The organism is Streptomyces sp. NBC_01214 (assembly GCF_026340975.1).
Taxonomy (GTDB): domain Bacteria; phylum Actinomycetota; class Actinomycetes; order Streptomycetales; family Streptomycetaceae; genus Streptomyces.
This window is the reverse complement of sequence record NZ_JAPEOS010000002.1, coordinates 975,887-989,263: the sequence shown is the minus strand read 5'-3', so window position 1 is coordinate 989,263 and position 13,377 is coordinate 975,887. Positions and strand designations below refer to the sequence as shown.

8 protein-coding genes and 1 pseudogene are annotated in these 13,377 nt (G+C 73.4%); 3 read left to right on the top strand and 6 right to left on the bottom strand.

What is annotated here, in order from left to right:
* Positions 1-173: 173 nt before the first annotated feature.
* The 3 genes and pseudogenes from OG594_RS29520 (at position 174) to OG594_RS29510 (ending at position 1,632) form a co-directional block, all read left to right on the top strand.
* Positions 174-548: a hypothetical protein gene (locus tag OG594_RS29520; RefSeq protein ID WP_266604849.1), complete on the top strand. Its 375-nt coding sequence runs from the start codon at positions 174-176 to the stop codon at positions 546-548.
* 68 nt (positions 549-616) lie between these two features.
* Positions 617-1,159, top strand: a pseudogene (locus tag OG594_RS29515) (HAD family hydrolase).
* Positions 1,160-1,440: 281 nt separating this feature from the next.
* Positions 1,441-1,632 carry a hypothetical protein gene (locus OG594_RS29510; protein ID WP_266604847.1) on the top strand — a complete coding sequence of 64 codons (192 nt, stop codon included), beginning with the start codon at positions 1,441-1,443 and terminating at the stop codon, positions 1,630-1,632.
* Positions 1,633-2,372: 740 nt separating this feature from the next.
* Here the strand turns inward: OG594_RS29510 and OG594_RS29505 are convergent.
* From OG594_RS29505 to OG594_RS29480, 6 genes are all read right to left on the bottom strand, one after another.
* Positions 2,373-3,470 carry a hypothetical protein gene (locus OG594_RS29505; protein WP_266604845.1) on the bottom strand — a complete coding sequence of 366 codons (1,098 nt, stop codon included), beginning with the start codon at positions 3,468-3,470 and terminating at the stop codon, positions 2,373-2,375.
* A gap of 214 nt (positions 3,471-3,684) precedes the next feature.
* Positions 3,685-6,708, bottom strand: a complete 3,024-nt coding sequence (gene fxsT / locus OG594_RS29500) for an FxSxx-COOH system tetratricopeptide repeat protein (RefSeq protein ID WP_266604843.1) — start codon at positions 6,706-6,708, stop codon at positions 3,685-3,687.
* A gap of 63 nt (positions 6,709-6,771) precedes the next feature.
* Positions 6,772-8,028: an HEXXH motif-containing putative peptide modification protein gene (locus OG594_RS29495; RefSeq protein WP_266604841.1), complete on the bottom strand. Its 1,257-nt coding sequence runs from the start codon at positions 8,026-8,028 to the stop codon at positions 6,772-6,774.
* Entirely contained in the window at positions 8,025-9,260 is a 1,236-nt protein-coding gene (locus OG594_RS29490) for an FxsB family cyclophane-forming radical SAM/SPASM peptide maturase (RefSeq protein WP_266606624.1), read from the bottom strand. Before OG594_RS29490 ends, OG594_RS29495 begins: the two co-directional genes overlap by 4 nt.
* 499 nt (positions 9,261-9,759) lie before the next feature.
* Positions 9,760-9,954 (bottom strand): FxSxx-COOH cyclophane-containing RiPP peptide, encoded by a 195-nt coding sequence (gene fxsA / locus OG594_RS29485; protein ID WP_189732525.1) that lies wholly within the window; start codon positions 9,952-9,954, stop codon positions 9,760-9,762.
* A gap of 128 nt (positions 9,955-10,082) precedes the next feature.
* Positions 10,083-13,373 (bottom strand): SAV_2336 N-terminal domain-related protein, encoded by a 3,291-nt coding sequence (locus tag OG594_RS29480; protein ID WP_266604838.1) that lies wholly within the window; start codon positions 13,371-13,373, stop codon positions 10,083-10,085.
* Positions 13,374-13,377 lie beyond the last annotated feature (4 nt).

The following is a 13,377-nucleotide window of genomic DNA, read 5'->3' as shown; positions in this document are numbered from 1 at the left end:
AACTCCGGCCGGACGGTCGCGGATTGCGACGCCATAAGGCCTCGTCCGAAATCGCGCGCACCCTTCTGGACCATTGACGGATCGATGCGACGATTCACCAAAGATGCACCGATGCACGCACGGACCAATCCATTCATCTATTGCAGCACAGAATTACGACAACTGGAGGAAACATGTCTCGAACCATCAAGCGGAGCACCAAGTTGGCCACGGTAGCCGGGATGGTGACGGCCATCAGTGCGGGGATGTTCGTGACCGCACCTGCGAGCCAGGCGGCACCGGTCGCGGCCTTCCGCCTCAGCAATTTCTCGGCGACCATCGCGAACATCTGCGTCCACACGGACATCGCAACGCAATGCTCCGGGAACATGGCGGCAGGAAAGAGCGAGGTGTGGAAGGTGGCCTACAAGGGGCCGCGCAAGTGGTACTGCACTTCGACTGCAAAGGGACTGACCGGCACCGCCAGCACCCCTTACTTCAGCCGCGATGACGTCAAGGAATGCGCGGAGGTCGGCAACATATTCGGAGCCAGCATCCAGCTCAAGTAACGGAATCCCCCGTAACCCCTGAGGGTTGTTCCCGTCCACCGGCCGGGAACAACCCCGCCACCCGTACGCTGGCGGACTGGCTCGACGTGCCCCGACACACCCTTTCCGCGCTGGTGGGTGCCGTGGTCGTGGACGGCCGGGACAACGCGGACGCGATCCGCCTCCTGCGCCCGGGACGCCGCGGGCCGCGGCGAGCGGCTCGACGAGAGCGACCTCTACGAGGACGTCCGTCCGGCCCTGACAGCACTCCGAGCCGCCGGGGTACGGGTGGTCGTCGCGGGCAATCAGAGCCCCCGCGCCGGTGATCTGCTGCGCGCGCTGGGCCTTCCCGCAGACCTCGTCGTCACGTCGGGCGAGTGGGGCGCGTCCAAGCCGGCGCGCGCCTTCTTCGCACAGGTGCTGGCGGTGTCCGGCAGCCCCGCCGACGAAACCCTGTACGTGGGCGACCACCCGGCCAACGACATCCATCCCGCGCGAGCCGCAGGGCTGCGCACGGCCCACATCCGGCGCGGCCCCTGGGGCCACTGGTGGGCAGACGCCCCGAGGTCCGGGCCGCCGCGGACTGGTCGATCGATTCCCTCACCGAACTTCCGAACATCGTCCACCAGTAGCGCCCTGCCCATGCGGACTGCCGTCCTCGCTGCACGGGCAGGCAGCGCGGACGCCGCGTACGCCCATCTGAACGAGGCACGGACACTCGCGCAGGGCCTCCCCGAGGGCATCTACCTCGGCACCTCGTTCGGGCCTTCCACTGTCCGCATCCACGAGGTGGGCATCTCGGTGAACCTCGGCCGCGACCACATCGGCCGCGCCCTGGACGTCGCGCAGGCATGGAGTCCGGGCCAGGAGATCCCGGCAGAGCGCCGATCCGGATTCTGGATTCTGGATCGAGGTGGCACGTGCACAGCTGTGGTCCGGCAACCCCGACACAGCCTTCGGCTGCCTCAAGGAAGCCCGCATGCACGCGCCGCAACATGTGCGCGAGCACCCGTGGGCCCGAGCGGACATCGGGAACATCCGCCGCCTCAAGCGGGCTGACGCCAACTCACTGACGTCCTACGCCGAGTGGATCGGAGCGATCTGAGCAACTCCTGGCAGGGATACGGACTGCATCCCTTGCGGCACTCGTAGCGGAACACCATCTGTCTGCCCGCACACCGTCAGATGGGAGGGTCCGGGACTCAGCATGTCGAACGCCCTGAGCTGGACCACCCTGAGCTGGACCACCCTCAGCAGATCACGCACTCCCCTCGCCGCCTCGGCGGACAGGAGGGTCGCCCATGTCGAGCCCGCCGACTGAGGTCAACCCCGCGAAGACCGCGATCAGCCCGGGACGGCCGCCGGACGCGGTCATGGAGAGGCGCGTAGCGATCAGAGGCGGCCCATGCCCGACCCAAGACGGTCGTCGGACGCTGAGGGGTGAGGAGCGCGTAGCGATGTGGTGCGCCCACTGACCCGGACCCGGGCCCGGGTCTGGACGGCCCCGTCTCTCGGTCGCGGCTCTTCGCGCCCGACCGGGCCGGGCATCTCCGACCGCCCCGTCCTGGTCCCTCGTCCCCCGGCCCGTTCCTTCGGGGGCTTCCCGGCAGTCTTCGTATCTCCGGGGCGGGACGGTCGGTCAAGGGTGGCCGCAGGCCATCGCGAAGCGACGCGACGACGAAGGAGGAGCGCCCTTGAGGGACCGGCCCGACACGGAAGGACGATGGGACTGACGGGAAACCCCCGTACGCATCCCTGATACCGCCTGCTCAGCTCCTGCTCGGCGAAGCCCCACCCTCGCAGGACGGCTGCGGAAGGTGGAAGTTGTGGCCGGTGGTTGCAGGTTCAGGGCCTTTCCTGTTCGGGAGGCGGGTAAGACAGGTAGTAGGTATCGGTGAGGGCGTCGAAGATGAGGGGACCCGTGGTACTGGCTGACGTGTGGTCTTCCCGGAGGACGTCAATGGTGTGGGTCTCGGCCAACATCGCACCGGCATGCTTGGGTCCAACGTTGAGGTCGTTCTCGATGGTGGTCGACTGCATTTCCGTGACCGCCGTGGAGGACTGGTAGCCCAGATTCACCGTCAGCGATGCGGATACCTTGGCCTCTGCCACGAAGATGTCCACTCCGGCTTCGAAGCCGACGGTGACTCCAACGGAGGCGCTGAAGGTTTCGGATTGCGTATCCGTCACCCCGTACGACACTGAATACTTTTTTGATTCGGGGTCGGTGCCGAACTGGTTGTCCAGATATCCGATCTTGCTGAAACCGCGTTTGCGGATGACTGTGTAGTACGGCGAATTTTCCAGTTTCCATTCGATGGGCATGCCGTCCTCGATGGCCGAGCACGGGACGAGGACCCTCCGGTCGGTTGACGGAGGGGGAAGATCCGGCATCTCGTAGCTGTCCATGACCGGCAGGATCGGAGGAGGGCCCTCCACAACGGACGGCGGCAGATTCAGGAGATTCTGAACGGGAGTGTCCACGGGTTCACCATGGGGCGAGTAGATTACTGATTGCCCGCCTGAAAGCAGGATGCCGTCGACGTCGCCGACGTACTGAGGGACCGCGACAATCCAACAGCCCTCGTAGAACCCGACCATTTTCTCGACCGGCGCGTCGGCGTAGACATAGGTGTGGCCATCACTCTGCTGCCCCTCCCGCACGCACGCTGTCCAGCGGAATGCCGAGGGGTTGTCGTTCGGATCCCCGTACGCGCCGACGAGATCGGTGAAGGCCCGGTACCCATCCGGAGCCACCGGCCTCCAGACGTTTCCGTAACTCTGCGTCCCAATGTAGGCGAAGCTGACGGGAGGCTTCAGCAGGGGGGTGTCGGCCGGGTGGGTCTCCTTGACGCCCAGGTACGCGACATCATAGTTGCCGTAATTGGGCCTGATCGCGGAATTGAGAAGGTACCAACTATCGTCCGGGTAGTCATCATCCATGAGACACACCGTGAGTGCTCCGAACTGCCACGCGTAGATGCGCCCGACCGGGGACGAACACCGCTTCTCCATCTGGCGGAGATCACTGGGTGCGCCACCGAGTGCCACCAGCCGTCGTTACGTCGATGGCGTTGGACCGAACGGGTGAATTCCCGTGGCGGATTTTACAATCGCCTTGGCTGCGCAGAGAATATGCGCCCGGCCCGGCGTCCCCCTACGGCTGTGGCTCGAAGTCCCAGTACGGCCTGGTCTGTTGCTTCGCCGAGATCGTGTGGACGTGTTGCGGGCCCAGGGTGCGGGTCAGGCCCTTGATGCCCGCGTCCTCGTGCTTCGCCGCCTCCTCGTACTCCCGTACCGACCGGAGGTCCGCGGCCAGGGCGATCTGGGCGCTCAGGGCCATCGGGTGGTCCGGGCCCAGGACCCGCTCGGCCGTGCGCAGCGTGTCCCGGCTCAGGTCCAGCGCGTCCTCCAGCCGCCCCGTGATGTTGCGGTGCCCGGTGGCGTTCAGGGCGCAGCCCAGCGTCCAGGGGTGCCGGTCGCCGAGCGCGCCCCGCATGCCCACGAGCGCCTGCTCCGCCAGCGAGAGGGCCGCCGCGCGCTCCCCCTGGGCCCGCAGCACGAGGCCGAGGTTGCCGACCGTGCCGATGCTGTACGGGTGGGCGAGGCCGAGCTGGGACTGGTAGCCGCGGACCACGTCCTCGGAGATCCGGCGGGCCTCGCCGATGTCCCCGTACTCCCTGAGGTAGGTGGCGTAGTCGGAGGCGACCATCAGGGTCCACGGGTAGTCGACGCCGAAGACCCGGGTGGCCCGCTCCCACACGGTCCGCAGCCGCAGGCCCGCGCCGGGGATGTCGCCGGAGCGGCGCAGGCACATCCCGAGGTTGTGCTCGGCGCGCAGGGTCTGGGGGTGTTCCAGGCCCAGCACCTGAGTGTTGATCTTCACGCCCTGTTCCTGCCGGGTCTGGGCCTCGTGGTAGCGGCCCATCAGCCGCAGTCCCATGGCGCAGGCGATCCCGGAGGACAGGGTGGAGATGTGGTGGGTTCTGAGGACCCGTTCGCGGCGGCGCAGGGTGTCCAGGTCGAGGTCGTAGGCGTCCTGGTAGCGGCCGAGCAGGCGGTAGGTGGCGGCGAGGTTGTTCTGGGCGGCGAGGGTGGTGGAGTCGTCCTCGCCGAGCAGTTCGCGGTAGGTGGCCAGGCAGTGCTCGAAGATCTCCCGGGCCGGTTCGAAGCGGGCGATGCACAGCAGGACCCCGCCGTACGAGCTGGTGGCGCGCAGGGTTTCCAGGTCGCGGTCGCCGCGTTCCTCGGTGAGCTGGGCGGCGCGGGCGCGGGTGAGGGTCTCGGCGCGCCGGAACAGCCCGAGGTTGCGCAGGGCTCCGCCGTAGTGGTAGCTGAGTTCGCGGACCTTGGGGTGGTCCTCGCCGAGCAGGGCGCGCCAGATCAGGTCGGTCTCCTCGGAGAGCCGCAGGCAGGTGCGGTACTCCCCGGCGAGGATCAGGTAGCGCAGGCAGTGCAGCAGGAAGTTCTGGATGCGCGGGTTGCTGCTGGTGAGCACCCCGGAGGTGGCCAGGTGCGGGATGAGTTCGGCGTACCGGGGCCACAGGCGGGAGTCGGAGGGCCGGCCCGGGTCGGCCGCGGCGAGGACCTGGCGCACGGCGCGTGCCAGCGGTTCGGCCTCGTCCTCGGACAGGTCCTCGCGGACGATGCCGTGGACCATGCGGTGCAGCTGTACGGTCTCCAGCCCGCCGCCGCCCTCCTCCACGGCCAGGTCGGAGTACTCCAGCCGGACGACGGAGAACTGGACGAGTTTGTTGAGGGCGGCGTTCCACCGGATCTGGTCGTTGATCAGCCCGGCGAGCTGTTCGGGCACGTCGTCGGCGGGGAATTCGCGCAGCAGGCGCAGCGGCACCGGGCCGGGGGCGAAGAAGACGAACAGCCGGAGCAGGGCGAGGGCGTCGGGGAAGTTCTCCCGGACGTTGTTGAGCAGTATGGCGAGGGCGGTCGGGAAGGGCAGGGGGTAGTCCTCGGAGACCGTGACGGCCTCGCGGGAGTCCATCCGGTGCTGGAGCAGCACGAGGTAGTCGCCGACCGGCAGCGGGGAGTCGGCGAGCCAGCCGGCGGTCTGGTCGAGGGCGAGCGGGTAGTCCTCCAGGGCCTCGGCGAGCTGGTCGGCCTCGTCGGCGGTCAGGCGCAGGGCCCGGCGGCGGATGAAGGTGATCGACTCGGGGCGGGCGTAGAGGGGGACCTCGACCAGGCTGGTGTGCCGGGCGGCCCACTCGCGGTTGCGCGAGGTGATGATGACGTCGCCCGCGCCGGAGGGCAGCAGGTCGATCAGGTCGTCGGGGTTGTCGCAGCCGTCGAAGACCAGCAGCCAGCGGCCGTACGGGTTCCCGCGCCGCAGCGCTTCGAGGACGGCCCGGATCTGCTCGCCGTAGCTGCCCGCGCCGCGCGGCAGCCCGAGCGCGGGAGCCAGGTCGGCGAGGCGTTCGCGCAGGGTGGGCCGGTCCTCGGCGGGGACCCACCACACCACGTCGTACTCGGAGGCGAAGCGGTAGGCGTACTCGGTGGCGACCTGGGTCTTGCCAACGCCGGAGAGCCCGAGGAGGGTGACGGTGGACGCGCCGGGCGGGGCTTCGGTCAGCGCCTCGCGCAGGGTGCCGATGACGTCGTTGCGGCCGGTGAAGCGCGGGTTGCGTCGCGGGACGCGGCCCCAGATCTCCGGCGGGTCGTTGGGGAAGCGCGGCCCGCGGCGTCCGGTCTCGGTGCCGATCCGGTCGGTGGGCAGCTCCAGGCGGCGCAGCACGCGGTACTCGGCCTCGTACGCGTCCAGGCCCCACAGGTCGGTCTTCTCCAGTACGGCGACGGCGCTGGGCAGCGGGGCGTCGGTGAGGCAGACCGCCGCGAACCGGTCGGGATGGCGGTCGGTGACGGCGCGCAGGGCGGTGTTCCACTGCTCGTCGGTGTGGGTGCCGGCGGAGAAGTAGCGCTCGCTGAGGACGAGGAGGACCCGGCTGCCGGACCGGGCCAGGTCGTCGAGGGCCTGGTCGATGCCGGGGCTGTTCTGCGGGTCCCAGCGCTGGAGGGCTACGCGGTGGCCGTGCTCCTCCAGGCGGTGCGCGATCCACACCGCCCAGGGGCGGTTGAAGCCGGCGAAGCTGATGACGAATCGCTGCGGCTGGGGCGGCTGGGGCGGCTGCTGCGCCGCCGGTTCACGGTCCTGGCGACTACCGGTGGTCATCGGGCCGTCTCCCTGGAATCCGGGCGGTGGACGGGCTTGAAAGGTACCGCAGCGGACGGTCCGTCAGCCGTGTGCGAACGGGGCGAGTTCGGGATGTGCCTCGCACCAGGCGCGGCGTTCGCGGTCGACGGCCCGGCGGGCCGCGGTGTGCTGGTCGCCGGGCGGCGGCAGGTCGTCCATGGCGCGTTCGGCGGCCCCCATCGCATCGGTGAACTCCCGTCCCGCGGTGGTCAGTCGCTCGTGCGCCCGCAGAGCGGGCAGGACGGCGGCCACCTGTGCGCGGATCCGGGCGTGCTGGGCCCAGGCGCCGCGGGCCCCGTAGAGGGCGGCGCGCTGCCAGTACCCGGCGAGGGCCAGGTGGGCGTAGGCGCCGTGCAGCAGGCCCTCCAGGGGGCGGGGATCGCTGCGCCAGGGGGCCCAGTGGCGGGGCGTGTGGTCGGCCGTGTGCAGGATCAGGACGTCGGTGAGGGCGGTCAGTTTGCCGTGCTGGACCTCGTGGACGAGGGTCGCGGCGAGCGCGGGCGGAGCCTGGGCGCGGGCGAGTACGGAGCCGGCGGCCGCGGGGAGGGTGGCACCGCTGGAGCGGGAGCCGCCGGCCAGCGGTACGACGGAGCGCAGCAGTTGGACGGTCTCCTCGGCGCGGATGGTGTCGTAGCGCTGGAGCAGGGTGAGCGCGCCGGACCACTGGGTGTCCCACCGCTTGTGCCCCTTGGGGGTGAGCCGGCGGGCGGGGCGGACCGGGGCCGGCTGCGCGGGGCCGGGTGCGCGGTAGGGGTCGAGGTCGTCGAGGGCGGTCCGGCCGCCGGGCAGGGCGTGCAGGGGCACGGTGGCCGGATCGTCGGGGTCCCAGGAGCGTTCGGAGAGGGCGAGCGGGCCGGGGCGGTCCGGGCGCAGCAGCCCGAGGGTGGGGAGCACGAGCCGGCCGTGCAGGGGCCGCAGGGTGTGGCTGAAGGGGATCCCGGCGCGCAGGGCGGCGGCGACGGCGAGGGCCCCGAGGTGCCCGAGGTCGGGCGGGGGGCCGCACGGGGCGTGCAGCCGGCGCAGGGTCTCCTCGGCCCACACCCCGGTGGCCGGATAGTGCAGTACGTCGCGCACGGCGCCCGCGTCACGGCGCTCGGCCTCTTCCAGCAGGGCCCAGTGGTCGGCGGTCTCCCCGGACCGGCCGCCGGGGGCGGCGTCGAGGACCGCGCGCAGCAGGAGCAGGCGTTTGGAGCGGCGTACGTCGCGGACCAGGCGGGTGCCCTCCATGGAGGGTTCGGTGGAGGCGAGGGCGCGCAGGGTGGGCGAGGAGACGGTGAAGGCGGTGAGGGCGTCGGTCATGAGGCGACCGCCGGGGGGTGGACGGCGGGGGCTTCGGCGCCGCGGGCTCGGGTCGCGGGGGCTTCGGTGGCGGTCCGGGCGCTCTGCGCGGCCCGTTGGACGGCGGCGGCGATGTGCCGGATCAGCGGCTGGAGGTCGGTGCAGTACACGGACGGCTGGCGGAAGCCCTCGCCGGCGCGGTAGCGGTGCGGGTAGTGCCCTCCGCCGCACACCTCGACCAGTTCGCAGGCGCGGCACCGGGCGGCGAGCGCGTCCCGGCCGAGCTGGCGGGCGGCGAATCCGGGGTGGTCGAGGAGCTGGTCGAAGCTGTGGGTGTCGAGGGTCATCCCGGTCGCGGCGGCCCCCTCGTACGCGGATTTCAGTGAGTCGGCCTGTTCGATGGAGCCGTCGGTCTCGATCACGGCGGTGGCGGCGGGCGTGAGCCCGAGGGTCTCGGTGGTGGTGGGCAGGCCGAGCAACAGGGCGATGATCTCCTCGAAGAGCCGGATCCGGGTGCGCCGTACGTCGTCGTGCCACCAGCGCTCGAAGACGGCGAGGAGCCAGTCCGCGTACGGGGTCCGGTCCGGGTGGTGGCCGGGGGGCGGGGCGCTCCAGTTCGCGAGCGGCAGGAGCAGCCCGATGCTGGGCGGGGCGAAGGCGAGCAGGGACTCGTAGGTCTCCACCGGGTCGTGGTCGAGATCGACGACGCAGAGCACCCCGGCGTAGCTCTGCGGATGGCGGGCCAGCAGCCGCAGGCCGCGGGCGGCGGACGCGAAGCCGGGCCGTCCGGCGTGGTCCACCCGACGGGTGTTGTGCACGGGCAGGCCGCCGTCGAGGCTGACGCCGACGCGGATCCCGGCGGCGGCCAGGGCGGCGAGGCGGCCGCGGGTGAGCAGGGTGCCGTTGGTCTGGACGGTGGCGGTGACCCGGGTGCGGGGGGCGGCCGCGGCGAGGGCGGCCCGTACGGCGTCGACGGGCGCGGCCAGTTGGGCGGGGGCGGTGAGCAGCGGCTCGCCGCCGTGCAGGACGAGGTCGACGCGGGGCAGGTCGTGGGCGGCGGCGTGCTCGGCGATCCGCTGCGCGGCGCGGGCGGTGGTGGCGGGGGTCATGGCGGTCGGCTGGTCGCGCCAGCCCTGGTCGGCCATCTCGTAGACGTAGCAGTAGGTGCAGGCGAGGTTGCAGCGGCTGCGGGTCTTGAGGACGAACTGGCGTATCGGGTGCGGCCGGTGACCGGCGGCCCGCGCGGCGGCCACGTCGAGCCGGGTATAGGGCCAGGGCGCGTACCGGGCGTGGACCAGCCACTGGCCGACCACCGCGTCGCCGTGCGGGGCGGGCGCGGCGTGCGCGGCCGGCTCGGCGTGCCCAGCGGGATCGGCGTGCCCGACCGGCTCGGGGAGCCCGACCGGCTCGGCGTGCGCGGCCGGCTCGGCGTGCCCTGCGGGACGCGCGTCGGCGTGCCCGGACGGCTCGGGGAGCCCAGCGGGACGCGCGTCGGCGTGGGGGGCGGGGTCAGCGTGCGCGGACGGCTCGGCGTGCCCCGCAGTATCGGCGTCGGCGTGTGCGGTGGGGTCGGGGGCGGGCAGCGGGGTTCCGCTCGGGTCCGCTCGCCGCATCGCCGCACCTCCCTCCCCCGGCAAGAACCGCCCGGGGACACCCCGGCGGACGGTCCATCCCTGCCCTGGGGACGGTCCCGGCTAACGGCGGAAAGTGGTCAACTCGGTTTCAAGGTGGGACGGATCAGGCATGGTGCGATCAGGCCACGCTGGAGTCGAAGGCGTTGAGGATCTCCGCGGGATGGGTCACCCGCTCGACCATGCCCTCGATCACCCCGGCCAGCACGGGATGGTCGATCCCGCGCAGCGCCGCCAGGTCCAGCCCGGAGAGATCCGGCAACCGCCCCGGACAGCCCGGGGTCGCCGCCGCCACTTCCTGCTGCTTCGTCACCATGTGCCGCCGGGCCCCCTGTCGCGTCGCACACCGGATGGTCCACTTCCTTTTCCCATCGGCTTCCTTTTCCCGTCGGCCGGTCCGTGGAAACAGCGGTACCCGGCCCGGCCCCGCCCTCGGGGCGGGCGTCAGAGCCCGGCCTCCAGGGCCAGGATCCGCACGCGGACCGCCTCCGAGCGCCCCGCGGCGCCCTCGTGGGTCCGCGTCCACAGCTCCAGTGCCGAGCGGTACGCGTCCAGGGCCGCGCGGGGCCGGGCCAGGCGTTCCAGCACGTCCCCGCGCAACTGCTGGACGCGGGCGGCCAGCTGGACGGCGGTGTCCGCGCGGTCCTCCACGTCGGCCTCCAGGGCGGCCCGCCAGGCGCGCCGGTAGGAGTCCGCGGCCCGGTCGAGGCGCTCCAGCGCCCGGGTGTGGCCGTGGATCTCCTGCTGGACGTCGCCGTGGTCCCGCCAGATGCGGGCCTGTTCCAGCGGGTTGCGGCTGTGCCGGACGGCCAGCTCCAGCAGGTACTCGGCCTCCCGCAGGTCCACCGGGTCGCCCTCGTACGCGTGCCGCAGCCGGAGCCCGGTGGCCAGCCGCAGCAGCCGGTGGGCCGCACCGGGGTCGGACTGCGGGACCGCGGCCCGGCTCTCGCGCAGGACGCGTACGGCGGCCCCGGTGAACCGCCGCCCGTCGGTGGCCCGGGCCCGGTCCAGGAGTACGTCGCCCCACTCGGGCAGCAGTTCCCCGAAGGCCTCCGCGTCGCGGGGGATCAGCCGCCGGGCCCGGCCGTACGCCTCGGCCGCGTCCTCCAGTGCCATCGGGTCGGCGTCCCGCGCGTGCCGCTCCCGGTGCACGCGCGCCAGGCACACCAGGGCGGCCACCCGCAGTTCCGGGTCCCCGCCCGCTTCCGCCAGGGCTGCGTCCAGCTGCCCGACGGCCTCCTCCAGCCGGCCGGGGAGGTGGCGCAGCGTCTCGGCGAGCTCCACCCGCACCTGTGCGGTGCCCGGGCCGGCGCGACCGGTGTGGCCGGCGCGACCGGTGTGGCCGGAGGCGGCGGGCAGGGCGGTCAGGGAGGTCAGGGCCGCGGCCAGGCGGGCGGCGGCCTGTTCGGCCAGGGCCGTGCGCTCGGCCGGGTCCGGGGTGCGGGGCAGCAGGGCCAGCAGGACGCGGCCGAGGGCCAGGTGCAGTTCGGGGTACGGGGCCGGGCCGCCGTCCCCGCCACCGCCGTCCTCCCCGCAGCCGTCCGTACCGGCGGTCGGGTCCGCGCCCGGCGCCCGGCCCGCCAGGGGTTCGAGGGCCGCCCGGGCCTCGCGGAGCGCGCCCGCCTCGTCCCGCAGCCCGCTCAGCCGGACCAGCGTCTCCGCCCGCCGCACCGCGCAGTCCCGCCGCAGTTCCGGGTCGGCCGCGGCGCCGGCCGCCGCGAATTCCATGTCCGCGGCCGCCAGCAGCTCCGCGTCCGGTCCGGCGGCCAGTGCCCGCTCGTAGAGCACCCGGCCGAGCACCGCCCCCGCCCGCGCCGTCCGCAGCCCGGTCACGGCCCGTTCCGCCTCGGCCAACAGCTCCGGGTCCCGCTGGGCCGCCCAGAGCCGCAGCAGCGCCCCCGCCAGCTCGGTCTCCGCCTCCTCCGGCGGATCGCCCGGCCCCGGCGGGGCCGTCACCGCCCGCCGGAGCACCGCCACGGCCTCGTACAGCGCCCGCGCGCCGCCGTCCCCGTCGGCGTCGGCGTCCGCCAGCCGGTCCCGGGCGGCGCGCACCGCCCCGGCCCGGGTGGGTACGGGGGCCGCGGGGGGCCGGCGTACCGCGGGGCCCTCCTGCGGCATCCCGGGCAGGTAGCGCCGTACGACTTTGGCCGAAACCTGCGCGAAGGCCTGCGGGAGCCGCCCCTCCGGCGCCCGCTCGTCCTCCTCGGGTCCGGGATCGGCGACCGCCGGCGGCGTCCCGGTCAGCTGGGAGACCGCGAGCGCGGGGAAGTTCCGTACGCCCCGGCCGAAGTGCGCCAACACGTACTCCGAGCAGTGCTTGAGCACCAGCGCGGCTTCGTCCCGCCCCAGCGGCCCCAGCAGTACGTCCTGCACCCCGGGGGCGAACTCGTACCAGTGCTCCGGCCCCGCGCCGCTGCGCCGCAGCAGCCCGCTCAGCAGCACCTCCGCCAGGTCGGAGGGCTCGGAGTCCGGCAACATCGTGCGTTGCACCAGCCGCATCACGGGCAGCGTCAGCGGCGCCGCCGACAGGTACACCGCGAGCTGTACGGCCCGGGGCGCGGCCGAGGACCGGAACCGTGCCACGAGCTCGCGCGGCGGGCGCACCGCACGCGGCGGCGGCAGGGGCGCGGCCGGGTGGTCGGCCAACACCCGGCCCACCTCGGCCGGTACGGGCCCGGCCGTGAGCCCGGCCAGCAGCCGGGCCCACGCACCGAGGGCGGTGGCGCTCGGCGGCAGCACGGGCACCGTCAGCCCGCCCGTGGGTCGCCCGGGCAGCGGCGGCCGGTCCGGCCGGAACGTGAGCTTCTGCCCGCCGCCCTCCGGCCGGGTGAGCGTGCCCCGCTCGGTGGGCAGCCAGCTGCGCCCCCACAGCCGCTGCGGCAGCGGCTGGACGACCATGCACGGGGTGCACTCGGCCCACCGGTGCAGCAGCCGCTGCGCCGTGCCCTCGCGCCACAGCGGGCCGGCGCAGTCGGAGACCACCATGGTCAGGGCCCGGCCGGTCGGGTCCCGCAACTGGTCACCGGAGCGCAGGCCGGAGGCGCGTACGCAGCCGGGTGCGGGGCTGCGGCCGAACGCGGCCGTGCCGTCGGCGAGGCGGTGCAGGTAGTGCACCTGGACGTCCCGGAAGGCGCCCAACCGCTCGCACACGGAACGCAGTTCCTCGAACATGTCCTGCCAGACGGCCATCGACGGGGAGGCGTCCATCACGAGCCGTACGGTCGCCTCGCGCCGGCTTTCGGGCCGGAGCACCGGGATGACCAGTCCGAGGGCGCGGGCGCTGGCCTCGGCGGTGGCCCCCTCGTCGATCACCAGCCGGGTCGGCGGGCCGGGCGGGCGGTGCCGCTGGAGGGCGCGCAGGGCCCGCTGGATGTCCAGGATGCGGGGCAGCGCGGCGGCCCCGGGCACCCGTACGGGCACTCCGTACTCCTCGGGCGACTCCCCCGGTCGTTGCCCGTCGGCGCCGTCGGCCCGCGCCGCCCCGGGCGCGTAGAGCCCGACCGGGGCGTCGGCCTCCGGCTCTGCGCGTACGGGCCCGGCGGGCTCCCCGCCCGGATCCTCGGGTGCGCTCTCCGGGCCGCCCGGCGCCGGCCCGCCCGGGGCGGCCTGCCCGGGCCCACCGATGTGCCCGGCCAGCCACAGGGCGTCGGCCAGTTCCCCGGCGGACGGATCGAGCCCGGCCGCGAGGAGCAGCGCGGCCAGTTCACGGACGCCGGGTGCGCCGGCGGATGCCACGGCC